This window comes from Streptomyces sp. NPDC015139 (assembly GCF_043079785.1).
GTDB classification, from domain to species: Bacteria; Actinomycetota; Actinomycetes; order Streptomycetales; family Streptomycetaceae; genus Streptomyces; species Streptomyces albidocamelliae.
Genome location: NZ_JBIBUW010000011.1, coordinates 264,845 through 289,653, shown reverse-complemented (window position 1 = coordinate 289,653; position 24,809 = coordinate 264,845). Strand labels below are relative to the sequence as shown.

Below are 24,809 nucleotides of genomic sequence, written 5' to 3'. Positions count from 1 at the left end.
TTGGCGTTCTTCTCGGGGAAGTCCTGCGCTTCCACCGGGCTCAGTCGAGCCCCAGCTCCATGCGGACCGCTGCCCGCGAGTCCTCCGGCAGGGAGCGGTAGTCACTCCAAATCTGCTCCAGTCGGCTGAACTGGCGCTGGTCGGCCGCTACCCAGTCGGACAGTACCTTGCGTTCGATCGGGTTCAGGCCGGCGGCGTCTCTCAAGACCTCGTCGAGGTTGGCGGCCAGGGATCGGCCGCCGACCCTGCACCGCTTGCACTCGGTGACGAGCTCAGTAGCAGTGGTGCCGTCAGGCTTGACCACCTCTCTGCGTGCGATGTCCAGCTGAGCCGCTTCGTGGGTGCCGGCGTAGATCTCCCCGGGTGTGATGCCGCATGACCGGCACTTGTACCCGTCTTTGTGCAGGACCTCGCGTCGCCGGCCTGCCCCGATCGCAGTCGTCCCGGACTTGCGGGTGGCACGTCCGGGCTCCCAGACCGGGATACCGGGCTTCACGAAGCGCTGCTCGTGAGAATCCAGCTCCGCATCCTCCCTGTTGGTGTCGATCCTCCAGCCGAAGTCCCTCAGGTCGCGCATGCGGCGGTCCACCTGGGAGACCCCGGGGAACGCCTCGCGCAGCTGCCCCTTGGTGAACCTGTTGCCTTCGCCGACCTCGGAGACGAGCCATAGGGCGACGCGCTTCATCGTGCCGAGGTTGTCATCCTGCCAGGACAGCATGGTGGCTCCATTCGCAGAGGACCCCCACTGGGAGGTGTCGGACGCCGCTGCTGGGCAGCAGTCGACTGCGGATATTCATTACTAGCACGGCTGCGCGTAGTCATTCCAGTAATTAGGGATCTTTACTCGAAGGTGCCCTCTCGGAGTCTTGTAAAGATCCGTTTTCTCCCTTTATGTCAGCCTTTGCGGTGGTTGAGTTCTTTACTTGAGATGTAGTCAGGAAAATACGGCGAACCGCGCCCGCGGCATGACGTCGCGGGATAGGGTTCTCTCGATTTGCAGTGTCCGAGGGCAGTATTGGGCCACCGAAAGGGTTCGTTTGGCATGCCGTCGCTTGGGTCCATTAGCAGTACCTGCGTACCGGGGGCTACGGAGGAGGTGCAGGCGTTTGCCTGTGCCCTCAAGCGCCTCATCCCGCACGTTGAGCCCGGTGCCACGATGGAGGTGAAGGCCGCACTGCTGGCGATCTCGCCGTCTCTCCTCTCGCACTGGCTCAGCGGGCGGCGCCTTCCCGTTCCGACGGCACTGAACAAGTTGTACGACTTGGCGGCAGAGGGGGCGCTCCGCACGACAAATGCTGTCCTGAGCTGCAGCTTCGCGGAACTTGAGGGGCTGCTGCGGGCTGCCCGAAGGTCGACTTGCCGCCGTTGCCATGGTGACTGCGCCTGCCACGACGGCGAGGGGGACCGGCGCAACGGTTCGGCCCGGTCGAGCGGTTCCCGCTCGGCTGCCGACAGTGGGGACCGGCGCAACGGTTCGCCGACGGAGGCTCGTCGGCAGGGCGCCGCTCTGTACGGGGCGGACCTTGCTGAGCGCCTCGCGGGACTGCCTCTTGCCGACCAGGTCAACCTCCTGTGGAGTTTAGGGGCCGCCCTGAAAGAGGAGGAAATCGGCGCCGTCGTCAAGGAGCTGGCCGACGCGGGCATGCACCAAGAAATGGAGGTTCTTCTCCGCGCTGCGGAATCTTCCGGAAGGGATTCAGTGAAAATCGTCATCGCCTTCAGCGCGACGCGCTAGGGTCCCCGCAGTGGATTATGCGAAAGGCTCGAAAAGGGGGCTATGGGTGTGTAGGGGTGCGCTTGCGGGGCCCTGCCCCGTTATTGGCAGCTGCCGAGCACCTCCTATATGGCAGTGCAGGGAAGGTCCGGTCAGAGAGGTCGGCAAACCGCGACCGTGACCTCCCCTGCAGGAACATCCCGTCAGATCGATAGCTAACAGGGAGCTCCAACTTGAATAGTAAGGCCGTCCTGGCGGCGCTCGCCAGGAAGATCCGGGCTGCCCGGTTGCGCCGCCGCGCCGCCGCGGGCGAGGCCAGGCAGATCGGTTCGGGAGGGAAGATCCGACGCCGCTTCCGCTTCCTTCGCTGGGCCCTGGTGGTCCAGTTGCTCAAGGGTGCTGCCTTTGCCGGCGGCGGGATCCTCGCCCATGTGCTGCTTGCGCGGTTGGGCGCCTGACGACGGCCGGGTGAAGTCTGAGGCAGTCCGTGGCAGCCGCGGGCTGCCACGGCTGTGGGACTGGGGCCGGCAAGTCGGCACCATCCATCCCACCTGCCCTCGTCATGCGCAGGTCTCACGATCGTCGTGCACCGACTGCACTTCACGCCGGCAGTCGGCCCCGCAGCGCCGACTGTGCTACAGCGACCGCGTCCACCCGATGAGTGATGTGCCGCTGGGACATCCCAGGGACTTTTCAGGGACTTTCACGCCTGTCCCAGGGAGGTTCCAGGGACTTTCCGCCGCGCAAGCAGGGAAGGCCCTGACAGCGCTGAAAGAAACGAACGCGCTGGTCAGGAGCCATTTCCCTAGCACTCGATGATGTTCACCGCCAGCCCGCCCCGGGCCGTCTCCTTGTACTTCACGGACATGTCCGCGCCGGTGTCCTTCATGGTCTTGATGACCTTGTCCAGGGACACCTTGTGGGAGCCGTCGCCGCGCATCGCCATCTTCGCGGCCGTGACCGCCTTCACCGCGGCCATGCCGTTGCGCTCGATGCAGGGGATCTGCACCAGGCCGCCGACCGGGTCGCAGGTCAGGCCCAGGTTGTGCTCCATGCCGATCTCGGCGGCGTTCTCGACCTGCTCGGGCGAGCCGCCCAGGACCTCCGCGAGCGCGCCGGCCGCCATGGAGCAGGCGGAGCCGACCTCGCCCTGGCAGCCGACCTCGGCGCCGGAGATGGAGGCGTTCTCCTTGAACAGCATGCCGATCGCGCCGGCGGCGAGCAGGAAGCGGACCACGCCGTCCTCGTCGGCTCCGGGCACGAAGTTCATGTAGTAGTGCAGGACCGCCGGGATGATGCCCGCCGCGCCGTTCGTGGGGGCGGTGACGACCCGGCCGCCGGCCGCGTTCTCCTCGTTCACCGCCATCGCGTAGAGCGTGATCCACTCCATGGCGTGCGCCAGCGGGTCGCCCTCGGCGCGCAGCTGGCGGGCCGAGACGGCGGCGCGGCGGCGGACCTTCAGACCGCCGGGCAGGATGCCCTCGCGGGACATGCCGCGCTGGACGCACTCGCGCATGACGCGCCATATCTCCAGCAGACCCGCCCGGATCTCGTCCTCGGTGCGCCAGGCCCGCTCGTTCTCCAGCATCAGCGAGGAGATCGACAGGCCGGTCTCCTTCGTCAGGCGCAGCAGCTCGTCGCCCGTGCGGAAGGGGTACTTCAGGACCGTGTCGTCCAGCTTGATGCGGTCCGCGCCGACCGCGTCCTCGTCCACGACGAAGCCGCCGCCGACCGAGTAGTACGTCTTGGACAGCAGCTCGTCGCCCGAGGCGTCGAACGCCCAGACCGTCATGCCGTTGGCGTGGTACGGCAGGGCCTTGCGGCGGTGCAGTACGAGATCGCGGTCGAAGTCGAAGGCGATCTCGTGCTCGCCCAGCAGGGCGATCCGGCCCTCGGACCTGATCGCCTCCACGCGCGCGTCCGCCGTCTCGACGTCCACCGTGCGCGGCGAGTCGCCGGCCAGGCCGAGCAGGACGGCCTTCGGGGTGCCGTGGCCGTGTCCGGTCGCACCCAGCGAGCCGTACAGCTCGGTGCGGACCGCGGCCACTTTCTCCAGCAGCCCTTCGTTGCGCAGGCGGCGGGCGAACATCCGCGCCGCACGCATCGGGCCGACCGTGTGGGAGCTGGACGGGCCGATGCCGATCGAGAACAGGTCGAAGACCGAGATGGCCACGGTCACTCCTCAGAAAAGCTACAGCGGGTGGTGGGGCACCCCTGGCGGGTGCCCCACCGGGGACTACTTGTTCAGGCCCGCGTACAGCGGGTGCTTGTCGGCGAGCGTCCGCACGCGCGCCTTGAGGGCCTCGGCGTCGTACGACGGCTTCAGCGCCTCGGCGATCACGTCCGCGACCTCGGCGAAGTCCTCGGCCGTGAAGCCGCGGGTGGCGAGGGCGGGCGTGCCGATCCGCAGACCCGAGGTGACCATCGGGGGCCGAGGGTCGTTCGGGACGGCGTTGCGGTTGACCGTGATGCCGACCTCGTGGAGACGGTCCTCGGCCTGCTGCCCGTCCAGCTCGGACTCACGCAGATCCACCAGGATCAGGTGCACGTCCGTGCCGCCGGAGAGCACGTTCACGCCGGCCTCGCGGGCGTCGGGCGCCGTCAGGCGCTCGGCGAGGATGCGGGCACCCTCCACGGTACGACGCTGGCGCTCCTTGAACTCCTCCGAGGCGGCGACCTTGAAGGAGACCGCCTTCGCCGCGATCACGTGCTCCAGGGGACCGCCCTGGAAGCCCGGGAAGACGGACGAGTTCAGCTTCTTGGCGAAGTCCTTCCTGGCGAGGATGATGCCGCCGCGCGGACCGCCGAGGGTCTTGTGCGTCGTGGAGGTGACCACGTCCGCGTGCTCGACCGGGTTCGGGTGCAGACCGGCGGCGACCAGACCCGCGAAGTGGGCCATGTCCACCCACAGGTACGCCTCGACCTCGTCGGCGATCCGGCGGAACTCGGCGAAGTCCAGCTGCCGCGGGTACGCCGACCAGCCCGCGATGATCACCTTCGGGCGGTGCTCCTTGGCGAGCCGCTCGACCTCGGCCATGTCGACCAGGCCGGAGTCGTCCACGTGGTACGCGACCACGTTGAACTGCTTGCCGGAGAAGTTCAGCCGCATGCCGTGGGTCAGGTGGCCGCCGTGCGCCAGGTCCAGGCCGAGGATCGTGTCCCCGGGCTGGGCCAGCGCGAACAGGGCCGCCTGGTTGGCGGAGGCGCCGGAGTGGGGCTGGACGTTCGCGTACTCGGCGCCGAACAGCTCCTTGATCCGGTCGATGGCGATCTGCTCGGCGACGTCGACGTGCTCGCAGCCGCCGTAGTAGCGGCGGCCCGGGTAGCCCTCGGCGTACTTGTTGGTGAGGACCGAGCCCTGGGCCTCCATCACCGCGAGCGGCGCGAAGTTCTCGGAGGCGATCATCTCCAGGGTGGACTGCTGGCGGCCGAGCTCGGCGTCGACCGCGGCGGCGATCTCCGGGTCCAGCTCGTGCAGGGGCGTGTTCAGGACGGTCATCGGGCTACGACTCCTCAGCCGGCGGTGTGGGCGGCGTACTCGTCGGCGGAGAGCAGGTCGGCCGGCTCGTCCGAGATGCGGACCTTGAACAGCCAGCCGCCCTCGAAGGGAGCGGAGTTGACCAGCGACGGGTCGTTGACGACGTCCTCGTTGATCTCGGTGATCTCGCCGGTCACCGGCGAGTACAGGTCGGAGACCGACTTCGTCGACTCCAGCTCACCGCAGGTCTCGCCCGCCTCCACGGTGGAGCCGACCTCGGGGAGCTGGGCGTAGACCACATCGCCGAGCGCGTTGGCCGCGAACTCGGTGATGCCGACCGTCGAGACGCCGTCCTCGGCGGCCGACAGCCACTCGTGCTCCTTGCTGTAGCGCAGCTGCTGGGGGTTGCTCATGGCCTGAATTCTCCTGTACGCGCGGGAGTGCTGGTGAATGGGGTACCGCTGGGACGGTTCGCGGGCAGGCGGAGGACGCGCGGGGTCGTGCGACCGGTGCGTTCCGCCGCCCAGTGTCTACTTCTGGCGCTTGTAGAAGGGCAGCGCCACGACCTCGTACGGCTCGTGGCTGCCCCGGATGTCCACGCCCACGCCCGCGCTGCCCGGCGCCGCGTGCGCGGCGTCGACGTAGGCCATGGCGATCGGCTTGCCCAGGGTGGGGGAGGGGGCGCCGGAGGTGACCTCGCCGATCACCTGGCCGTCCGCGACGACGGGGTACCCGGCGCGCGGCACCCGGCGGCCCTCGGCGACCAGGCCGACCAGGACCCGGGGCGGCTCGGCGGAGGCGCGCTCGGCGGCCGCGGCGAGCGCCTCGCGCCCGACGAAGTCGCCCTCCTTCTCGAACTTGACCACGCGGCCGAGCCCGGCGTCGAAGGGGGTCAGGGAGGTGGTCAGCTCGTGCCCGTACAGCGGCATGCCCGCCTCCAGGCGCAGGGTGTCCCGGCAGGACAGACCGCACGGCACCAGACCGGCGCCCTCGCCGGCCTCGGTCAGCGCCTGCCACAGCTCGACCGCGTGCTCCGGCTTCACGAACAGCTCGAAGCCGTCCTCGCCGGTGTAGCCGGTGCGGGCGATCAGCGCGGGCACGCCGGCGACCGTGCCGGGCAGGCCGGCGTAGTACTTCAGGCCGTCCAGGTCGGCGTCGGTGAGCGACTTCAGGATGCCGGGGGACTCCGGGCCCTGGACGGCGATCAGCGCGTAGGCGTCCCGGTCGTCGCGGACCTCGGCGTCGAAGCCGGCGGCACGCTCGGTGAGCGCGTCCAGCACCACCTGGGCGTTCGAGGCGTTGGCCACGACCATGTACTCGGTCTCGGCGAGCCGGTAGACGATCAGGTCGTCCAGGATGCCGCCGTCGGCCTGGCAGATCATGGTGTAGCGGGCGCGGCCGACACCGACCGAGGCGATGTTGCCGACCAGGGCGTGGTTCAGCAGGGCGGCCGCCCCGGCGCCGGACACGGTGATCTCGCCCATGTGGGAGAGGTCGAAGAGGCCGGCCCTGGTCCGCACGGCGAGGTGCTCGTCGCGCTCGGAGCCGTAGCGCAGGGGCATGTCCCAGCCGGCGAAGTCGGTCATCGTCGCACCGAGCGAGCGATGCACGGCATCGAGCGCGGTGAGACGGGGTTCAGTGCTGCTCATCGGTCGGTCGTCTCCCAGGACAGGAATGGGACGGGCGAGGAACGTTCCTCCCCATCTGTCATCGGAACCTGAGAGGTTCGCCACGACCGCCACAGGGACGATCACGGCTTGCACCGTGGGTGGGGCCGCCGTCACAGCGGCCCGCTTTTCAGATGTGCCTCGCCCGCGCGGTAACGGGGCCTGAGAGATTCAAGGGAGGGACTTGCTCCTTCGGCGCCCCGGTGAAGACTGCCGGGGACTCTCCCGCGCGGATTCAAACGGCCGGTATGCAGTTGGCGGGCACATCATTGCACGCCGTGCCCCCACCCGTCAGGGCCCGCATTCTGTAACCGACCTGTGGCAGTACGCGCACCCAACCGCATTACCTTCTCTTTACATTTGGCGGGCAAGGGGGTTACCGAACCCACAGGGGAGGACGATCACGGTGAACAGGACCTCGGCCTACGCCGCCACCACCGGCATCGCGGTGCCGAAGCAGCCTTCCGCGCCGGCCCGTGAGCGCGCGGCGGCCCGCTCGGTCCCGGTCGTCCGCGACCTGCGCGACCGCGCGGGCCGCAGCCCGCACGCCCTGCTCTTCGGCCCGGCCGACCTGGTGGTGATCACCGGCCTGCCCGGCAGCGGCAAGTCCACCCTCATGCACCGCACGGTCACCGGCCACCGCATCGACTCCCAGGACACCCGCGACCGCTGGGACACCAACGTCCCGCGCGCGCTCCCGTACGCGCTCTACCGCCCGCTGGTCCGCCTCGCCCACTACGCCGGACTGCGCCGGGCCCTGCGCACCGGCGAGGGCGTCGTCGTGCACGACTGCGGCACCCAGCCGTGGGTGCGCGCCTGGCTGGCCCGCGAGGCCCGGCGCCGCGGCGGCACCCTGCACCTGCTCCTCCTCGACGTCCCGCCCGGCACGGCCAGGGCGGGCCAGCGCGAGCGCGGCCGGGGCGTGTCCCGCTACGCCTTCCGCCGCCACCGCCGTACGGCCGAGCGCCTGCTGCGCGCCGTGGAGAAGGGGGAGCTGCCCGCCGGCTGCGGTTCGGCGGTGCTGCTGGACCGGGACGCGGCGGACGTCCTGAGCCGCCTGGGCTTCACTCGGTGAGGCGCTGTCACAGCCACCCGCTAGCCTTCTAGCTCACAGCAGTGGTTCCCAGCAGGCGGTAGGCAGATGGACTTCCCGGCGGACATCAGCGCGGACTTCCCGGCACAGGCGCACCCCCACCCGCACGGCGGCTGGCCGGGCAACGAACTGGAGGAGGTGCTCTCGGCCTCCCTCGGCATACCCGCGGCCGGCGGCCGGATCGTCGAGGTCCTCGGCCGGAGCTTTTTGTGGATCCCCCTGCCCAACGGCGGAGGCCCGGACAGCGGCCCGCTCGACCTGCCCACCACCGAGATCGACGGCCAGGTGTACGTCCCGGTGTTCAGCTCCGAGGAGCAGCTGCGCCAGGTGGCCGGCTCCCACATGTCGTTCACCATCGCCCCCGCCGTGGAGTTCGCCCAGGGCCTGCCCCCGCAGGCGGGCCTGGTCGTGAACCCGGGAGGCGTGATCGGCGTGCCGCTGCCGCCCGAGGCGGTCGCCGAGCTGTGCCGGGCCGGCCGCACCCCGCTCGACGGACTCGGCACCGGCGGCCGGGTCCGGCTCTTCGAGCCCGACTGGCAGGACGACCCGGTCGACTTCCTCGCCGCCGCCTCCGCCGAGTTCGCGCAGACCGGCGTGGTGCTCACCGCCCGCCGCTGCCTCGCCGCGATCGAGACGGCCGACCCGGTGATGTTCGTGGGCGTCGAACTCTCCCAGTGGGAGGGTGACCTGCGCGCGCTGCCGCTGGAGGCCCTGGGCCGGGCTCTCGGCAAAGTCCCGGTCAAGTGGCCGGTCAACCTCGTCCTCCTGGACGTCGCCCAGGACCCGGTCGCCGACTGGCTGAAGACCCACGTCCGCCCCTTCCACCAGTACGGTCACTAGACCCGACGCGGGCGCGGGCGATCCCGGGAGCGCGCGGCCGCGTCCGGCGGGCGCCGCCGCCGCGGGGCGCGTGGCCCCACCACCCACCCGCACCCGCGCACGAACACGAGGCCCCGGGCTCCTGGGCGCTTAAGCTGTCCCCACACGCGGGGAAACAATCGGAGGGGCGGTAAGACAGGTGAGCGCGAGCCCAAGCGGCAGCGTGGAAAACATGCTGCGCCAGGTCACGCCCGGACGCTACGACGCCTACGAGGCCCTGCTCCGCGCCCTCGTCACCCCCTCCTCCGGCCAGATCTGGATGCTCCTGTGGCACGGCCAGGCCGGCTCCCCGGACGCCCAGTACGGGGACATGGAGGTCGACGGCTTCCACTACGCCCCCTGTGTCACCTCCGCCCAGGAGCTGTCGGCCAGCGGCTGGAACCGCTCGTACGAAGTGGTCGACGGGCTCGACGTGGCCCGCACCCTCTATCCCGACCACTACGGTCTCTGGCTCAACCCGCACGCCCGGGGCGGCGGCGTCGGCATCCCCTGGCTGGACCTGCGCCGCATCGCCACCGGACTGGACCGGCAGCCCGCCGGCCCGCTCCGGCTCGCCGAACCCACCATCGAGATCCCGCAGTTCTACGCCCTGCTCGCGCAGAACGCCCACCGCACCCCGGCCCTGCGCTCCCTGCGCCGCGCCTGGGTGCAGCCGGCGCTCGGGGCGCCGTACCTCGCCCTCGGCCTGGACGTGTACGACACCTCGCCCGCCGCGGTCGACTCGGTCCGCGGGATGATGCAGCAGTCCGTCGGGGCGGTCCCGGAGGGGCTGCCGGTGTCGACGGTCGCGATGACCGACGAGTACGACCCGGTGGTGATGTGGATGCGGGCGAACGCGCGCCCGTTCTACGACCGCGAGGCCCACGCGGCCCCGCCCCAGCCCCAGCTGCAGGCCGCTCCGCAGCCGCAGGCGCCGGCCGCGGGATACGGCTATCCGCCGGTGCACGGCGGCTACTGATCAACTCGTCCCGGCACCCCGCTCCTTGACGCCGGAACGCAGGATTTGCGCGGACCGAGTGCTTCTGCGCGCGTAGACGTCAGCCGTACGCCCCAAATCGCGCAAATTCCCCGTTCCGCCACAACTGGCCCGCGTCCGAGAGCCGTTACCCACTGTTCGGATAACGGAATCCCCCGCACTGCATCACGGTTGCGCATACTTTCGCCGCCACATCTGGCGGGTGATCGCGGCCACGCTGAAGACTCGCGACTCAGACGCGAGGTCGAGACCTCGTGATCGATGGCAAGTCGACAAAGCCGCAATCCGCGGCAGGCGCAGGCCGGTCACCACCGGCGAGAGGGGTCGCTCACCGTGACCGCACCGATCGAGACCACCGGGGCGGCAGCCGAGGCACAGCCGGAGGCTGTGCTCGCGGGTGCCGGTAAGGGGCAGATCGAGGGTCGTTCTCTGGGTCAGATCGCCTGGACCCGGTTCAAGAAGGACAAGGTCGCCGTCGCCGGCGGCATCATCGTGATCCTGCTGATCCTCCTCGCGATCCTCTCGCGCCCCCTCCAGGCCGCCCTGGGGCTCGACCCCAACGCCTTCAACCAGGACCTGATCACCCCGGACACCTCGCTGCCCAAGGGCAGTTGGGGCGGCATGAGCGCGGACCACCCGCTCGGCGTGGACCCCAAGTTCGGCCGTGACATCGCCACCCGCGTCCTGGAGGGCTCCTGGGTGTCGCTGGTGGTCGCCTTCGGCGCCACCGTCCTGTCCAACGTGATCGGCGCGATCATGGGTGTCATCGCCGGCTACTACGGCGGCCGCGTCGACAACGTGATCAGCCGGCTCATGGACACGTTCCTGGCCTTCCCCCTCCTGCTGTTCGCCATCGCCATCTCCGCGACCCTGCAGGGCGGCGCGTTCGGCCTCAACGGGCTCCCGCTCCACCTGAGCGTGCTCATCTTCGTCATCGGCTTCTTCAACTGGCCCTACCTGGGCCGGATCGTCCGCGGGCAGACCCTCGCCCTGCGGGAGCGCGAGTTCGTCGACGCCTCCCGCGGCATGGGTGCCAAGGCCCCGTACATCCTCTTCCGGGAGCTGATGCCCAACCTGGTCGGCCCGATCATCGTCTACTCGACGCTGCTCATTCCGACCAACATCCTCTTCGAGGCGTCCCTGAGCTTCCTCGGCGTCGGCATCCAGCCCCCGCAGGCGTCCTGGGGCGGCATGCTCCGCGAAGCGGTCACGTACTACCAGGTCGACCCGCAGTACATGATCGTTCCCGGTCTCGCCATCTTCGTGACCGTCCTGGCGTTCAACCTGCTGGGTGACGGTCTGCGCGATGCTCTCGACCCACGCAGCCGCTGACGCCGGCGGCGGAGAGCCCGAAAAGTTTCCAACAATGGAGGGGAAAGCGCCCATCATGCGAAGGTCAGCGCTGGCCGCGATCGCGGCCATCGGCTCCGTCAGCCTGCTTCTTGCGGGTTGCAGCAAGGCCGATGACAACAAGAACGAGAACGGCACCAAGTCGGCCGGGGCCAACGCCGCGACCAAGGACGTCGTCAACGCCTCCGACAAGAAGGGCGGGACGCTCACCTACGAGCTGTCCGACGTCCCGGACTCGTTCGACCCGGGCAACACGTACTACGCGTACATGTACAACCTCAGCCGGCTGTACGCCCGCCCGCTGATGACGTTCCAGCCCGGCGCGGGCGAGAAGGGCAACACCCTCGTCCCGGACCTCGCGGCGAGCAAGGGTGTCCCGAGCGACGGCGGCAAGACCTGGACGTACAAGCTGCGTGCGGGCCTGAAGTACGAGGACGGCACGGCGATCACGTCGAAGGACGTCAAGTACGCCGTCGAGCGCTCGAACTTCGCGCGTGACGTGCTCTCCCTCGGCCCGAACTACTTCCAGCAGTTCATGGCCGACGGCGACAAGTACAAGGGCCCCTACAAGGACAAGAGCGGCAAGGGCCTGTCCTCCATCGAGACGCCGGACGACACCACGATCGTCTTCCACCTGAAGCAGGCCTTCCAGGAGTTCGACTACCTGGTCGCCGCCCCGCAGACGGCTCCGGTGCCCCAGGCGAAGGACAAGGGCGTCGACTACGTCAAGAACATCGTGTCCTCCGGCTCCTACAAGTTCCAGAGCTACGAGGACGGCAAGCAGGCCGTGCTCGTGCGCAACGACAAGTGGGACGCGAAGACCGACCCGCTGCGCAAGCAGCTGCCGGAAAAGATCGTCGTCAAGCTGAAGGTCAACCCGGAGACCATCGACCAGGACGTCCTCGCCGGCGACGCGATCGACCTGGCCGGTACGGGTGTCCAGGCCTCCACGCAGGCCAAGGTGCTCACCGACGCGGACAAGAAGGCCAACACCGACAACACCTACGGTGGCCGCCTGGTCTACATGGCGATCAACACCACGGTGAAGCCGTTCGACAAGGTCGAGTGCCGCAAGGCCGTGCAGTTCGCGATCGACAAGGTCTCGGTGCAGACCGCCGAGGGCGGCCCGATCCGCGGTGACATCGCCTCCACGGTCCTGCCTCCGGACATCCCGGGCTACGAGAAGGCCGACGCCTACGCGACCGCCGGCAACAAGGGTGACGTCGCCAAGGCCAAGGAGCAGCTCAAGGCCTGCGGCAAGTCGTCGATCTCGACGAACATCTCGGCCCGTTCGGACCGTCCGCAGGAGATCGACGCCGCCACGGCGATCATCAACTCGCTGAAGAAGGTCGGCATCAACGCCAGCCTGAAGCAGTTCCCGTCGGGCAAGTACTTCACCGACTACGCGGGTGTGCCGAAGTTCACCAAGAAGCAGAACATCGGCCTGGAGATGATGCAGTGGGGTGCCGACTGGCCCTCCGGCTACGGCTTCCTGCAGCAGATCCTGAACGGCAAGGCGATCAGCCAGTCCGGTAACACCAACCTGTCGCAGTACGACAACAAGGACGTCAACGCTCTGCTCGGCAAGGCGATCGGCACCCAGGACGACGCCGCGCGCAACAGCCTCTACACGCAGATCGACAAGAAGACCATGGACGATGCCGTCCTCGTCCCGCTGACCTACTTCAAGGTCCTGCTCGCCCGCCCGCAGAACTACACCAACCTGGTTTCCACGGCGGCCTTCAGCGGTCAGTACGACTACCTCAACATCGGCGTCGCGTCGAAGTAGCAGCCCCGGAAGGCAGGTGAAGGCATTGGTGCCCGCGGGCTTCGCGGCCCGCGGGCACCAGCGCCGGTCCCCGTGATCTCGTACATCCTCCGCCGGACGTTCGCGGCAGTGATCCTGCTGCTGGTCGTCTCCGCGGTCACCTTCGCCATCTTCTTCCTGCTGCCACGGCTTGCCGGCCAGACAGCGGACCAGCTGGCGCAGCAGTACATCGGCAAGAGCCCGTCCCCGGCGGACATCGCCGCTGTCAAGCACAACCTCGGTCTGGACCAGCCCGTCTACGTCCAGTACTGGCACTTCATCAAGGGGATCGTGGCCGGCGCCACCTACGACCTCGGCCCCACCACGGTGCACTGCGACGCACCCTGCTTCGGTTACTCGTTCAAGAACCACCAGGCCGTGTGGCCGGAGCTGACCTCCCGACTTCCGATCACCCTCTCGCTGGCCGTCGGTGCCGCCGTGCTGTGGCTGGTCTCGGGTGTCGTGGCCGGCGTCGTCTCCGCACTGAAGCCGCGTTCGGTCCTGGACCGGGCCTTCATGGGCATCGCGCTCACCGGCGTCTCGCTGCCCATGTTCTTCACGGGAAACCTGGCGATCCTGCTCTTCACCTATCAGTGGCCGATCTTCGGCAAGACCTACGTCCCGTTCACCGAGAACCCCTCCCAGTGGGCCAACACCCTCTTCCCGGCGTGGTGTTCGCTCGCCCTGCTGTACTCCGCGATCTACGCCCGGCTCACCCGCTCGGGCATGCTGGAGACGATGAACGAGGACTTCATCCGCACGGCCCGCGCCAAGGGCCTGCGGGAGCGCACCGTCGTCACCCGGCACGGACTGCGGGCCGCCCTCACCCCGATCATCACGGTCTTCGGCATGGACCTCGGTCTGCTGCTCGGCGGCGCCGTGATCACGGAGTCGGTGTTCTCGCTGCCCGGCATCGGCCAGTACGCGGTGCAGGGCATCACCGACAACGACCTGCCCAAGATCCTCGGCGTGACCCTGCTCGCCGCATTCTTCGTCGTCTTCGCAAATCTCCTGGTGGACGTGCTCTACGCCGCCGCCGACCCGCGGGTGAGGCTCTCGTGACCGAACTCTCCAAGACCGGTGCCGCGGTGGGGGAGCCCACCTCCGCCCGCAAGGCGCCCGAGGCCTTCCTCGAGGTCCGCGACCTCAAGGTGCACTTCCCGACCGACGACGGCCTGGTCAAGTCCGTCGACGGACTCAGCTTCTCGCTGGAGAAGGGCCGGACCCTCGCCGTCGTCGGCGAGTCCGGCTCCGGCAAGTCGGTCACCTCGCAGGCCATCATGGGCCTGCACCGGCTCGGCACCCGCGGCAAGAACGTGCAGATGTCCGGCGAGATCTGGCTGGACGGCAAGGAACTGGTCTCCGCCGCCCCGGACGAGGTGCGCAAGCTCCGCGGCCGCGAGATGGCGATGATCTTCCAGGACCCGCTGTCCGCGATGCACCCGTACTACAAGGTCGGCGACCAGATCGTCGAGGCCTACCGGGTGCACCACAACGTCAGCAGGAAGGTCGCCCGTAAGCGGGCCATCGAGATGCTCGACCGGGTCGGCATCCCCGAGCCGGCCAAGCGGGTGGACGGCTACCCGCACGAGTTCTCCGGCGGTATGCGCCAGCGCGCCATGATCGCCATGGCGCTGGTGAACAACCCCGAGCTGCTCATCGCGGACGAGCCGACCACCGCACTCGACGTGACCGTCCAGGCGCAGATCCTCGATCTGATCCGGGATCTGCAGAAGGAGTTCGGCTCCGCGGTCATCATGGTGACCCACGACCTCGGTGTGGTCGCCGAGATCGCCGACGACGTCCTCGTGATGTACGGCGGCCGGTGCGTGGAGCGCGGTCCGGCGGACCAGGTCTTCGAGCAGCCGCAGCACCCCTACACCTGGGGTCTGCTCGGCTCGATGCCCCGTATCGACCGCGACACCTCCGAACGGCTCATCCCCGTCAAGGGCCAGCCGCCGAGCCTCATCAACGTCCCCTCGGGCTGCGCCTTCCACCCGCGCTGCCCGTACGCGGACATCCCCAAGGGGAACGTCACCCGCACGGTGCGCCCCGAGCTGGAGCTGGTGAGCACCGGGCACTGGTCCGCCTGCCACCTCTCGGCGGAGGACCGTCAGCGGATCTGGACCGAAGAGATTGCGCCGAAGCTGTGAGTGAGACCAAGAAGACGGACACCGTCGCCGAGGCCACGGTCCCGAAGCAGGCGTCGTCCCCGGAAGAGCGTGACGTGCTGCTCAGGGTCGAGGGCCTGACCAAGCACTTCCCGATCAAGAAGGGCATCCTGCAGCGCCAGGTCGGCGCCGTGAGGGCGGTCGACGGCATCGACTTCGAGGTGCGCAAGGGCGAGACCCTGGGCGTGGTCGGCGAGTCGGGCTGCGGCAAGTCGACCATGGGCCGGGTCATCACCCGCCTCCAGGACCCGACCGGCGGCAGGATCACCTTCGAGGGCCAGGACATCACGCGGCTGAGCACCGGGCGGATGCGCCCGCTGCGCCGCGACATCCAGATGATCTTCCAGGACCCGTACGGCTCCCTGAACCCCCGGCACACCATCGGCTCGATCGTCTCCGCGCCCTTCCGGCTGCAGGGCGTCGAGCCCGAGGGCGGGGTGAAGAAGGAGGTCCAGCGGCTCCTCGAACTGGTGGGTCTCAACCCCGAGCACTACAACCGCTACCCGCACGAGTTCTCCGGCGGTCAGCGCCAGCGCATCGGTATCGCCCGCGCGCTCGCCCTCAAGCCGAAGCTCGTGGTGGCGGACGAGCCGGTGTCCGCCCTGGACGTGTCGATCCAGGCGCAGGTCGTGAACCTCATGGACGACCTCCAGGAGGAACTCGGCCTCACCTACGTGATCATCGCCCACGACCTCTCCGTGGTGCGGCACGTCTCGGACCGCATCGCGGTGATGTACCTCGGCAAGATCGTCGAGCTCGCCGACCGCACCTCGCTGTACGAGGCGCCGATGCACCCGTACACCAACGCGCTGATGTCGGCCGTGCCGGTGCCGGACCCGAAGCGCCGGGGGCAGAAGAGCGAGCGCATCCTGCTGCGCGGCGACGTGCCCTCGCCGATCGCCCCGCCGTCCGGCTGCCGGTTCCACACCCGGTGCTGGAAGGCGACGCAGATCTGCAAGACGACCGAGCCGCAGCTCGTCGAGCTGAAGCCGGGTCAGCGGGTCGCGTGCCACCACCCGGAGAACTTCGCCGACCAGGCTCCGCAGGACACCGTCCTGCTGTCGGTGGCGAAGGCCGCGTCCGAGCTGGTCCCGGACGCGATCACCGCCGGCGGTTCGGCGGCGGAGGAGCCGGCGGCCGAGGAGGCGGCGGTGTCCGAGACGGCCGCCGCCGAGAAGACGGCCACTGCCGAGGAGACGGCCGTCGCGGCGAAGCCTGCTGCCGAGGCCAAGCCCGAGGCGGAGGCGGAGCCTGAGGCTGAGTCCGCTGCCGAGGCCAAGGCCGAGGCCGAGCCCGTCGCCGAGGAGGAAGCGGCTGCCGAGGCCGTCGCGGAGTCCGGCGCGAAGACCGGTCCCGGGGCGAAGGTCTCCACCGGGAAGGCCGAACCCGCGGCCGACGGCGCGCCCGAGGCGTCGGCCGGTGCCGCCTCCGACGCTCCCGCCGCGGAGCCGGAGGCCGTCGCCGAGCAGGCCGGCCGTGAGGCCGAGGCGGAGCGCGACGCCGAGTCCGGGGCGGAGGCCGCGGCCGACGCCGACTCCGGATCCGACTCCCAGGAGTCAACCGACAAGTAGCACATGACAAGTCGGCAAAGTCATGTACATGCCTGAACGGGAGAGCGCAGAGTCGTCCGTGTCAGTCCACTGACCGGCACATGCTCGAAAGGGACGACTCATGGCACTCTCCCGTTCGGCACGTCTGGGGGCCCTCGCGACCGCGGCGGCCTCCTTCCTCGTCATCGCCGCCTCCTCCGCCCCCACCCCGGGCACGGCGGGCATCGGCGATCCCTACTTCCCCGAACTCGGAAACGGCGGCTTCGACGCCCGCCACTACGACCTCGCCCTCGCCTACGCCCCGGACACCGGCCGCCTCGACGGCCGTGCCACCCTCACCGCGCGCGCCACCCAGAACCTCTCGTCCTTCGACCTCGACCTCCGGCAGTTGGAGGTCAGCCGCGTCGAAGTCGACGGCAGACGCGCCGCGTTCACACGGGACGGCGACGAGATCACCGTCACCCCGCGCCGCTACCTGCGCGCCGGACGGCACTTCACGGTGAGCGTCACCTACGGCGGCATACCCCGACCGCTCAACGGCCCCATCGTGTTCGGGTCGGACTACGGCTGGATGAAGACCGGTGACGGCGTCTTCGTCGCCTGCGAGCCCAACGCCGCCTCCACCTGGTTCCCGTCCAGCGACCACCCCTCCGACAAGGCCACCTACGACATCCGCGTCAAGGCCCCGAAGGGCCTGACCGCCGTCTCCAACGGCCGGCTGGTGTCGACGTACGACCGGGGCGGCTCGACGTACACCCACTGGCGCGAGCGCAGGCCGATGGCGACCTACCTCGCCACGGCCACCATCGGCAAGTTCGACGTACGCACCGGCAGGACCCCCGGCGGCACCCCGATCTACGTCGCCGTCGACCCGGTGCTGAAGAACGGCAACAGCGTCGACGTGTACGCCGTCACCGCGGCCGCCACGGACTACTGGTCCCAGGTCTTCGGGCCCTACCCGTTCGAGGAGACCGGCGCGATCGTCGACGACATGCCCGAGGCCGGGTTCTCGCTGGAGGTGCAGAGCAAGCCCGCCTACTCGGCCGTGCGCAGCGAGTCGACCATCGTGCACGAGCTGGCCCACCAGTGGTTCGGCGACTCGGTGAGCGTGGCGCAGTGGAAGGACATCTGGCTGAACGAGGGATTCGCCACCTACGCCCAGTGGCTGTGGGCCGAGCACCAGGGCACCCGCTCCGCCCACGACTCCTTCCGCGCCGGCTACGACTCCCGTCCCGCCGGCTCCGCCTTCTGGCAGATCAAGGTGGCCGACCCGCAGCGCGACACGATGTTCGCCTCCGCCGTCTACCAGCGCGGCGCGATGACCCTCCAGGCGCTGCGCGAGCGGATCGGGGACCGGGCCTTCTTCCGCCTGCTGCCCGCCTGGACCAGGCTCCACCGGTACGGCAACGCGGACACCGCCGACTTCATCCGCCTCGCCGAGCGGGTCAGCGGGCAGCAGCTGGACGACCTCTTCGACGCCTGGCTGTTCACCACAGGGAAACCGGCCCTGTAAGCCTGGCTTTGTAAGGTTCACCCGCTCCGTTGGGTGAGAATGTCAGGGTGCAGCTCCAGCAACTCTTCAGTCCCTCCGTCCAGCACACGCTCGATGTGATCGGCATCTTCGTGTTCGCGATCTCCGGCGCGCTCCTGGCCGTCCGGAAGAACTTCGACGTCTTCGGCATCGCCGTGCTCGCCGAGGTCACCGCGCTGGGCGGAGGGCTGTTCCGCGACCTGGTCATCGGAGCGGTTCCGCCGGCCGCCTTCACCGACCTCGGCTACTTCCTCACCCCGCTGCTCGCCACGCTCGTCGTCTTCTTCCTGCACCCGCACGTGGAGCGGATCCAGATGGGCGTGCTCGTCTTCGACGCCGCCGGTCTCGGCCTCTTCGCCGTGAGCGGCACCACGAAGGCGTACAGCTACGGCCTCGGCCTGACCGCCTCGGCGACGCTGGGCCTCGCCACCGCCGTCGGCGGCGGCGTGCTGCGGGACGTGCTCGCCAACGAGGTGCCGTCGCTGCTGCGCTGGGACCGCGATCTGTACGCCGTCCCCGCCGTCGTCGGCGCCTCGATGGTCGTGCTGTTCATCCGCTATGACGCCCTGACCCCGCTCACCAGCGGGCTCGCGGTCGTCATGGCCTTCGTGCTGCGGCTGCTCGCGATGCGGTTCCACTGGCGAGCGCCGCGTGCGTGGAACCGCCGGTCGACGGTGACCGAGGAGTAGCCCCGGCCGGTCGACGGGCCCCGGCGGCGGTCCCGGTGAGGAACCCGGTGTCCCCCGGGAGGGAGCCGACGGGGCCGTCCGCGGCGCCCACCCGGCCTCCGGCGCGGCCCTGGCCCATCTCCAGGGTCAGCCAGCGGAAGACCGGGGTGACCTGCGGCCGCCACAGCGCCATGTTGTGGCCGCCCGCGCTGCGCGGTACGAACACCACGTGCACGGTGGTCGGCGCCCTGGCCGCGGACTGCAGGGCCGTGCCCGCCTCGTAGCCGTCGCCGGGCTGACCGGAGAGGTACAGCGCGATCCGGGGCGGTACGGGTGCCTTCCGCAGGAGCAGGTACGGATTGTTCGCGGCGCGCAGGGCGGGGGTCTGGGCGGCGAGGGAGTTGCGCTCGCCGATCGGGTCGTCGTACCCGGACATGCTCACCGCGGCCCGGTACCGGTCCGGGTGGGCCACGGCCAGTTTGGCCGCGCAGTGCGCGCCCGCCGAGTACCCGGCCACCGCCCAGCCCTGCGGTGCCGGCTGGGCCCGGAAGTTGTCGGTGACCATCTTCGGCACGTCGATGCTGAGCCAGCTGTCGGCGTTGACCTGGCCCGGGATGTTGGCGCAGCCGGTGTCGACGCCGGCCAGCAGGTTGGTGCGCGGCGCGACCAGGATGAACGGCGCGACCTGCCCGCTCCGCATCAGCGGCAGCAGCTGCTCATGGGCCCGCAGTGAACCGAACCAGGCCTTCGCCGATCCCGGGTAGCCCGGCAGCAGCTCCACGACCGGAAACCTCTTGCCGCGATGGGCCGGGTCGTCGTACTGGGGCGGCAGCCACACGTAGACCTCGGCGTTCACGCCCGAGACCCGGCCCCTGAGCTGGGTGACGCGTACTCCGCCGGCCGCGCGCATGCCGGGTCCGTCGGCCGCCGTGAAGGTCTGCTCGACCCTGGGCAGCCGCTGCACCGCTATCCCGCCGGTGCCGTCGCCCCCGAGGTCCGCGGCCTGCTGGACGTGATCGCCGGTGCCGAGGAGGTCGGCCCAGTTGTCGTACAGGGCGTTCTGGTTGTTCACCAGGACGAAGACCAGGGTGACCGCCGTGCCCTGGGCGAACAGCAGCATCAGTGTCCGCGCCGCCAGCCGCAGCGGCCGGGGCCCGCGCATCCGCGACCACGTCAGGAGCGGCAGCACGAGAGCGACCACGGACAGGGCGATGGTCGTGCAGAGGAACGGAGTCCCGGTGAGGCTCATGTCCCCCTAGAGGGGAATTCCCGGCTCCGGGTTGTGGACGTGTCCGGACACTTACCGGGAAATTGCCGGATCCTCACCTTGGCGACGAGGTGCCGGGCCAAAAAGCTACCGCTTAGTAGTTTGCTGTTGTACCGTTCACCCATGCCAGAAGCAGCTTCCGCCTCCGCTCCTTCGCGGGCCGTGATCGGTGCCGGCGAGTTCGACCGCGACACCGCGGTGACCCGGCGCGCGCCCGGCGTCTACGACATCGACCTCTCGGCCGGCTGGACCATCATCAGCGCCGTCAACGGCGGCTACCTGCTGGCCGTGCTCGGCAGGGCCCTCGCGGACACCCTCCCGCACCCGGACCCCTTCACCATCTCCGCGCACTACCTGACCGCCTCCCAGCCGGGCCCGGCGGTCGTCCGCACGGAGACGGTCCGCACCGGCCGCACCCTCTCCACCGGCCAGGCCTCGCTCCTCCAGTACGACGAGGAGGGCAACGAGGTCGAACGCATCCGCGTCCTCGCCTCCTACGGCGACCTCGGCACCCTGCCCGACGACGTCCGTACGACCGCGAAGCCGCCGGCGATCCCGCCCATGGACCAGTGCTTCGGCCCCGAGGACGGCCCCACCCCGGTCGAGGGCAGCTCCGCGATCACCGACCGCCTGATGCTCAAGCTCGATCCCGCGACCCTCGGCTGGGCCCTCGGGGCACCGTCCGGCAAGGGGGAGATGCGCGCCTGGTTCGGCCTCGCCGACGGCCGCGACGCGGACCCCCTCTCCCTGCTCCTGGCGGTGGACGCCCTCCCGCCCACCGCCTTCGAGATCGGCCTCAAGGGCTGGGTGCCCACCGTGGAACTCACCGTCCACGTGCGCCACCGTCCGGCCCCCGGCCCGCTGCGGGTGTCGATCACCACCCGCAACCTGGCCGGCGGCTTCCTGGAGGAGGACGCCGAGGTCTGGGACTCCGAGGACCGCCTGGTCGCCCAGTCCCGCCAGCTGGCCCGCGCGCGGCTCGGCTGATCCGGGTCCCGGGGCCTCAGCTCCGGCGGAGCGGTGTACGCCCCAGCCAGGCCGCCAGCCGCTCGTAGGGGCCGGCCCCGTCGGACGCCTCCCGGCGCTCGGCGAAGGGCGTCGCCGCGTCGCGGGGCCGGGAGTCGGGCAGCACCCTGCGGGCGTTGGCCAGGGCGAACTCGGCCAGTTCGGGGTCCAGCTCCCGCGGGTGCCCGATCGCCTCGGAGAGGTCCCAGGTGTGGGTGACGATCTCCATGACGTAGCCCGACAGCGCCGCGTGGCCGGGGACCTCGCCCCAGGGCACGCGCACCGCGCTCGTCATCCGCTCGTCGCTCTCCCAGGCCTTCAGCACGCGCACCCGTACCTCTTCGTACGCCGCCGCCCAGCCGTCGTCCGCGACGCCGTCGGCGGTCGGGTGCACGGCGAGCCCGTCGCCGCCCTCGCCGACGACCGCGATCCGCCGGGTGCCACCGACGACGTGGCTCAGCAGGGACCGTACGTCGAACTCGGTACACGGCGTGGGGGCGTCGAGGTGCTCGGGGCGCACCGCCTTGATGATCTCCGCCGCCTGCTCGGTGGCACGGGTGTAGACGGGGCGCGGATCGGTGAATCCGGTGGTGGTCATCGTGATGTCTCCCTCGTGATCGGTAGGAGGAGCATCCCCGGATAACCTGACAACTTCCGTCAACATTTGCGCGGGACTTCGCGGAGGCGGGAGTGTGGGGGCGTGAAGTCCGACCGTCTGCTGTCGATCCTGCTGCTCCTCCAGACCCGGGGCCGGGTGCCGGCACACGAACTCGCCGGCCGGCTGGAGGTCTCGGTCCGCACCATCTACCGGGACGTCGAGGCGCTGTCGGCCTCGGGCGTCCCCGTCTACGCCGAACGCGGCCGGCACGGCGGCATCGAACTCCTCGCCGGCTTCCGCACGGACGTCACCGGCCTGACCGCCGACGAGTCCCGCGCCCTGTTCATCCTGGCCGCCCAGGGCGCCCACGCCGCGCTCGGGCTCGACGCGGCGCTCGGTTCCGCCCTGCGCAAGGTGATGGCCGCGCTCCCGGCGCCGTACCGGCCCGCCGCCGAGGTGACCAGCCGCCGGATCCTGGTCGACGCCACCCGCTGGCGGAGCGGGCCGCGACAGGCCGTCGACCTGGAGGTGCTGCAGGACGCGGTCTTCTCCGACCGGCGCCTCAGGCTGCGCTACCGGCACAGCGGGGAGCGGGAGCCGCGGGCGTACACCGTGGACCCCTACGGGCTGGTGGCCAAGGCGGGGGTCTGGTACCTGGTCGCCGACCGGCGCGGCGCCCCGCGCCTGTTCCGGGCCGACCGGGTGCGCTCGGCCCGGCTGCTGGACGACCCCGTACGGCGTCGGAAGGGCATCGAACTGGCCGACGTCTGGGAGATGCTGCGCCGTCAGGTGGAGGACCGGGAGAACGGGGTCGAGGTCACCGTCCGGCTGCGGCGCGAGCATCTCGACATGTTCCAGCGGATGGCCGCCGCCCAGCTCACCGCCCTGCCCGGCGACGACGGCGAGAGCGAGTGGGTGATCGCCCGGCTGTCGTACCCGGTGCTGCGCGCGGTGCGGCAACTCCTCGCCTTCTCGGACCGGTTGGAGGTCCTGGACCCGCCCGAGGCCCGCGCGGAGCTGCTGGCGGGGGCCCGCGCCGTCACGGCCCTGTACCGGGGCGCGTCCCCCGACGGCGACAAAAACCCCGGATGAAGGAGGGCACTTGGGACGCGCTTTGCCTGTTCGACAGGGTGCGGACAGGGCGCTCCCAGGGACGTCCCACGCGCCGTTGATCGAGTGCAGGCCCCAGGACCAACTCATCGATCTCGGAGCTGACTCTCATGAAGCGTGCCCGGATTCTCCCCGCCGTCGTCCTTCTCGCCGTGTCCCCCCTGCTGCTGACCGCGTGCGGCTCCGGCGGCTCGTCCGCCTCCACCACCCAGGACTCCGGCGGGCAGCGCGACTGCCGGGCACCGTCCGGCATGCCGACGGGCGGCGCGTCCGGCAGGCCGAGCGGGGCTCCGTCCGGTGCGCCGTCGGGGGCCGCCGCGGGCGGGCCGACCGGCATGCCCAGCGGGATACCCACGGGTGTGCCGAGCGGCGCGCCCGGCGGTCGGGGCGGCCCGGGCGCGGGGCAGGCCGGGGGCTGCGGCGCTTCGGGCGACGGACGGGCGGGAGGCCGGACCGGGGGAGCGGCCGAACAGGGCTGAGCGGCGCGGCCGCATCGGGAGCGGGGCTGGGCGGGGTGGCCGCTTCGGGAGCGCGGGCCTCAGTCCCGCCAGTGGTTGCGGCCGATGCTGATGAGCCTCAGCTGGCGGGCGGCGAGCTGGGTCACCCGCTCCCGCTCCTCCTCCGGGGCCTCCAGCGCCTCCAGGAACAGGGAGGCGGTGATCAGCATCTGGTCGACGTAGAGGTGCGCGAGCATCAGCAGGTCGTCGTCGTCCCAGTCCGCCGCCTCGGAGTCCTTGGCCAGCTCGGCCTTCACCTCCTCGGCGAACCGGGCGAGTTGCTCCCGGATGGCCGCGCGTACCGGCTGCACCCCGCCGTGCCGCTCCCGGGCGATGAACCGGACGTGCGCCGGATAGGCGTCCACGTGGTGGGCGATCAACTCGATGGCCCGCGTGATGCGTTCCTCGCTGTCGCCGGTCGTGGACACGGTCGTCCGCACCATCGGGTGCAGGCTGCCCAGCGCCTCGTCGACCAGGGCCACGCCGAGATCCGCGGTCGAGCGGAAGTGCCGGTAGAAGGCGGTCGGGGCGACCCCGACCGCCCGGGTGACCTCGCGCAGGCCCAGGCTGCTCAGGCTCTGCTCCTCCAGCAGCGCGAGTGCCGCGTCGAGGAACGCCTGCCGGGTCTTCTGCTTCTGGGCCTGCCGGATGCCGAGGGTGTGACTCATGTCATCCAGTTAACAACTGTTCTCTGGAATTGAAAAGCCGTGGGACGCGCTAGACTCGAAGTCAGTGAACAACTGTTACTACAACTGTTCACCCAAACTTCACAACGGCTCGACACGAGGCATCTCGGAGGGGGGATCTGATCCCATGCTGTTCCTCGTCGCCGCACTCATGCTGCTCGGCGTGGTGCTGGGCACCGTGGCCCACGCACCGCTGACCGTCACCGGCCTGCTGGCCGCCGTCATCGCCGTCTGGCTCGGCGTTTTCGCGATCCGCGAGCGCCACGGCCGCCGTCGCCGCACCTCGGTCGACTGACCGTGCCGCACACGGCCGACCGACCGTCACGAAAGGACTTCAGGAGCTGAGCGTCATGCAACTCACCGCACCGGCCACCGGCCGCACCGACACCCGCCCGCGCACCCGCGACGCCGACGGCATGGCCGTCGCGTCCTTCATCCTGGGCCTCCTCGGCCTGCTCGTCCTCAACGTCTTCCTCGGCCCGGTCGCCATCGCCCTGGCCGTCGTCGCCCTCTGGCGCGGCACGAGCCGCCGCGGCCGCGCCTACCTGGGCCTGGCCCTGGGCATCGCCGACCTGGCCGTCCTGCTGACGGCGATGCAGATCTCCCACACGGTCTCCTGGAGCCTGTGACCGCGCCCTGACCCCCACGCGCAGGAGGCGGCCCCGAGGACGACGGGGCACCCCACCGCCCCCGCCCGCTGTGGACAGTCGTTGCGCAGGGTGGCACGGCCGACAGTGCCGGGCACGCCACCACGGAGCCCGG

Annotated in this window: 25 protein-coding genes and 1 riboswitch; of the genes, 17 read left to right on the top strand and 8 right to left on the bottom strand. The window is 70.2% G+C overall.

Annotated features, from left to right (window positions below):
* Positions 1-40: 40 nt before the first annotated feature.
* Entirely contained in the window at positions 41-718 is a 678-nt protein-coding gene (locus tag ACF08B_RS28465; protein WP_392319994.1) for a hypothetical protein, read from the bottom strand.
* Positions 719-1,096: 378 nt separating this feature from the next.
* Here ACF08B_RS28465 and ACF08B_RS28460 point away from each other — a divergent pair, with 378 nt between their 5' ends.
* Entirely contained in the window at positions 1,097-1,735 is a 639-nt protein-coding gene (locus ACF08B_RS28460; RefSeq protein WP_392319993.1) for a hypothetical protein, read from the top strand.
* 212 nt (positions 1,736-1,947) lie between these two features.
* Positions 1,948-2,172: a hypothetical protein gene (locus ACF08B_RS28455; protein ID WP_392319992.1), complete on the top strand. Its 225-nt coding sequence runs from the start codon at positions 1,948-1,950 to the stop codon at positions 2,170-2,172.
* A gap of 347 nt (positions 2,173-2,519) precedes the next feature.
* Here the strand turns inward: ACF08B_RS28455 and ACF08B_RS28450 are convergent, their stop codons facing one another.
* The 4 genes from ACF08B_RS28450 to gcvT form a co-directional block, all read right to left on the bottom strand.
* Entirely contained in the window at positions 2,520-3,887 is a 1,368-nt protein-coding gene (locus ACF08B_RS28450) for an L-serine ammonia-lyase (RefSeq protein WP_392319991.1), read from the bottom strand.
* Between the two features lie 63 nt (positions 3,888-3,950).
* A complete protein-coding gene (gene glyA / locus ACF08B_RS28445; protein ID WP_392319990.1) occupies positions 3,951-5,213 on the bottom strand; it encodes a serine hydroxymethyltransferase in 1,263 nt (420 codons plus the stop codon).
* A 14-nt stretch (positions 5,214-5,227) separates the two neighbouring features.
* Positions 5,228-5,605 carry a glycine cleavage system protein GcvH gene (gcvH, locus tag ACF08B_RS28440; protein WP_073889733.1) on the bottom strand — a complete coding sequence of 126 codons (378 nt, stop codon included), beginning with the start codon at positions 5,603-5,605 and terminating at the stop codon, positions 5,228-5,230.
* Positions 5,606-5,722: 117 nt separating this feature from the next.
* On the bottom strand, positions 5,723-6,841 hold the full coding sequence (gcvT, locus tag ACF08B_RS28435) for a glycine cleavage system aminomethyltransferase GcvT (protein ID WP_392319989.1): 1,119 nt from the start codon (positions 6,839-6,841) through the stop codon (positions 5,723-5,725).
* Between the two features lie 158 nt (positions 6,842-6,999).
* Positions 7,000-7,097, bottom strand: a riboswitch (glycine riboswitch).
* Between the two features lie 162 nt (positions 7,098-7,259).
* Between gcvT and ACF08B_RS28430 the strand changes: the two genes are divergently transcribed.
* The 10 genes from ACF08B_RS28430 to ACF08B_RS28385 all read left to right on the top strand — a co-directional run bounded on the left by ACF08B_RS28430 (position 7,260) and on the right by ACF08B_RS28385 (position 18,905).
* Complete coding sequence (locus ACF08B_RS28430; protein WP_392320040.1) at positions 7,260-7,934, top strand: AAA family ATPase; 675 nt, start codon at positions 7,260-7,262, stop codon at positions 7,932-7,934.
* A gap of 66 nt (positions 7,935-8,000) precedes the next feature.
* The gene (locus ACF08B_RS28425) at positions 8,001-8,792 is read left to right on the top strand and encodes an enhanced serine sensitivity protein SseB (RefSeq protein WP_392319988.1); all 792 of its coding nucleotides are present in this window, start codon (positions 8,001-8,003) and stop codon (positions 8,790-8,792) included.
* A gap of 211 nt (positions 8,793-9,003) precedes the next feature.
* Entirely contained in the window at positions 9,004-9,789 is a 786-nt protein-coding gene (locus ACF08B_RS28420) for an enhanced serine sensitivity protein SseB C-terminal domain-containing protein (RefSeq protein WP_392319987.1), read from the top strand.
* A 351-nt stretch (positions 9,790-10,140) separates the two neighbouring features.
* Positions 10,141-11,139 carry an ABC transporter permease gene (locus tag ACF08B_RS28415; RefSeq protein ID WP_392319986.1) on the top strand — a complete coding sequence of 333 codons (999 nt, stop codon included), beginning with the start codon at positions 10,141-10,143 and terminating at the stop codon, positions 11,137-11,139.
* Positions 11,140-11,173: 34 nt separating this feature from the next.
* Complete coding sequence (locus ACF08B_RS28410) at positions 11,174-12,946, top strand: ABC transporter substrate-binding protein (RefSeq protein WP_392319985.1); 1,773 nt, start codon at positions 11,174-11,176, stop codon at positions 12,944-12,946.
* 72 nt (positions 12,947-13,018) lie between these two features.
* The gene (locus ACF08B_RS28405; RefSeq protein WP_093474533.1) at positions 13,019-14,026 is read left to right on the top strand and encodes an ABC transporter permease; all 1,008 of its coding nucleotides are present in this window, start codon (positions 13,019-13,021) and stop codon (positions 14,024-14,026) included.
* On the top strand, positions 14,023-15,117 hold the full coding sequence (locus ACF08B_RS28400) for an ABC transporter ATP-binding protein (RefSeq protein WP_093474531.1): 1,095 nt from the start codon (positions 14,023-14,025) through the stop codon (positions 15,115-15,117). The genes ACF08B_RS28405 and ACF08B_RS28400 overlap by 4 nt, the downstream gene beginning before the upstream one ends.
* A complete protein-coding gene (locus ACF08B_RS28395) occupies positions 15,114-16,706 on the top strand; it encodes an ABC transporter ATP-binding protein (protein ID WP_392319984.1) in 1,593 nt (530 codons plus the stop codon). Before ACF08B_RS28400 ends, ACF08B_RS28395 begins: the two co-directional genes overlap by 4 nt.
* Before the next feature lie 100 nt (positions 16,707-16,806).
* Entirely contained in the window at positions 16,807-18,198 is a 1,392-nt protein-coding gene (locus tag ACF08B_RS28390) for a M1 family metallopeptidase (RefSeq protein ID WP_392319983.1), read from the top strand.
* A 47-nt stretch (positions 18,199-18,245) separates the two neighbouring features.
* A complete protein-coding gene (locus tag ACF08B_RS28385) occupies positions 18,246-18,905 on the top strand; it encodes a trimeric intracellular cation channel family protein (RefSeq protein ID WP_392319982.1) in 660 nt (219 codons plus the stop codon).
* Here ACF08B_RS28385 and ACF08B_RS28380 read toward each other — a convergent pair.
* Positions 18,814-20,133: an alpha/beta hydrolase gene (locus ACF08B_RS28380; RefSeq protein ID WP_392319981.1), complete on the bottom strand. Its 1,320-nt coding sequence runs from the start codon at positions 20,131-20,133 to the stop codon at positions 18,814-18,816. The genes ACF08B_RS28385 and ACF08B_RS28380 overlap by 92 nt on opposite strands.
* 141 nt (positions 20,134-20,274) lie before the next feature.
* Between ACF08B_RS28380 and ACF08B_RS28375 the strand changes: the two genes are divergently transcribed.
* Complete coding sequence (locus tag ACF08B_RS28375) at positions 20,275-21,138, top strand: thioesterase family protein (protein ID WP_392319980.1); 864 nt, start codon at positions 20,275-20,277, stop codon at positions 21,136-21,138.
* A gap of 16 nt (positions 21,139-21,154) precedes the next feature.
* On the opposite strand, the gene ACF08B_RS28370 is transcribed toward ACF08B_RS28375, so the two are convergent.
* A complete protein-coding gene (locus tag ACF08B_RS28370; protein ID WP_392319979.1) occupies positions 21,155-21,754 on the bottom strand; it encodes a TIGR03086 family metal-binding protein in 600 nt (199 codons plus the stop codon).
* A gap of 102 nt (positions 21,755-21,856) precedes the next feature.
* Here ACF08B_RS28370 and ACF08B_RS28365 point away from each other — a divergent pair, with 102 nt between their 5' ends.
* Both ACF08B_RS28365 and ACF08B_RS28360 read left to right on the top strand, forming a co-directional pair.
* A complete protein-coding gene (locus ACF08B_RS28365; protein WP_392319978.1) occupies positions 21,857-22,846 on the top strand; it encodes a helix-turn-helix transcriptional regulator in 990 nt (329 codons plus the stop codon).
* A 128-nt stretch (positions 22,847-22,974) separates the two neighbouring features.
* A complete protein-coding gene (locus ACF08B_RS28360) occupies positions 22,975-23,343 on the top strand; it encodes a hypothetical protein (protein ID WP_392319977.1) in 369 nt (122 codons plus the stop codon).
* Between the two features lie 59 nt (positions 23,344-23,402).
* Here ACF08B_RS28360 and ACF08B_RS28355 read toward each other — a convergent pair whose 3' ends face one another.
* Positions 23,403-24,029, bottom strand: a complete 627-nt coding sequence (locus ACF08B_RS28355; RefSeq protein WP_392319976.1) for a TetR family transcriptional regulator — start codon at positions 24,027-24,029, stop codon at positions 23,403-23,405.
* Positions 24,030-24,174: 145 nt separating this feature from the next.
* Between ACF08B_RS28355 and ACF08B_RS28350 the strand changes: the two genes are divergently transcribed.
* The gene (locus ACF08B_RS28350; protein WP_392319975.1) at positions 24,175-24,342 is read left to right on the top strand and encodes a hypothetical protein; all 168 of its coding nucleotides are present in this window, start codon (positions 24,175-24,177) and stop codon (positions 24,340-24,342) included.
* 55 nt (positions 24,343-24,397) lie between these two features.
* Positions 24,398-24,676, top strand: a complete 279-nt coding sequence (locus ACF08B_RS28345) for a DUF4190 domain-containing protein (protein ID WP_093474514.1) — start codon at positions 24,398-24,400, stop codon at positions 24,674-24,676.
* Positions 24,677-24,809: the final 133 nt, after the last annotated feature.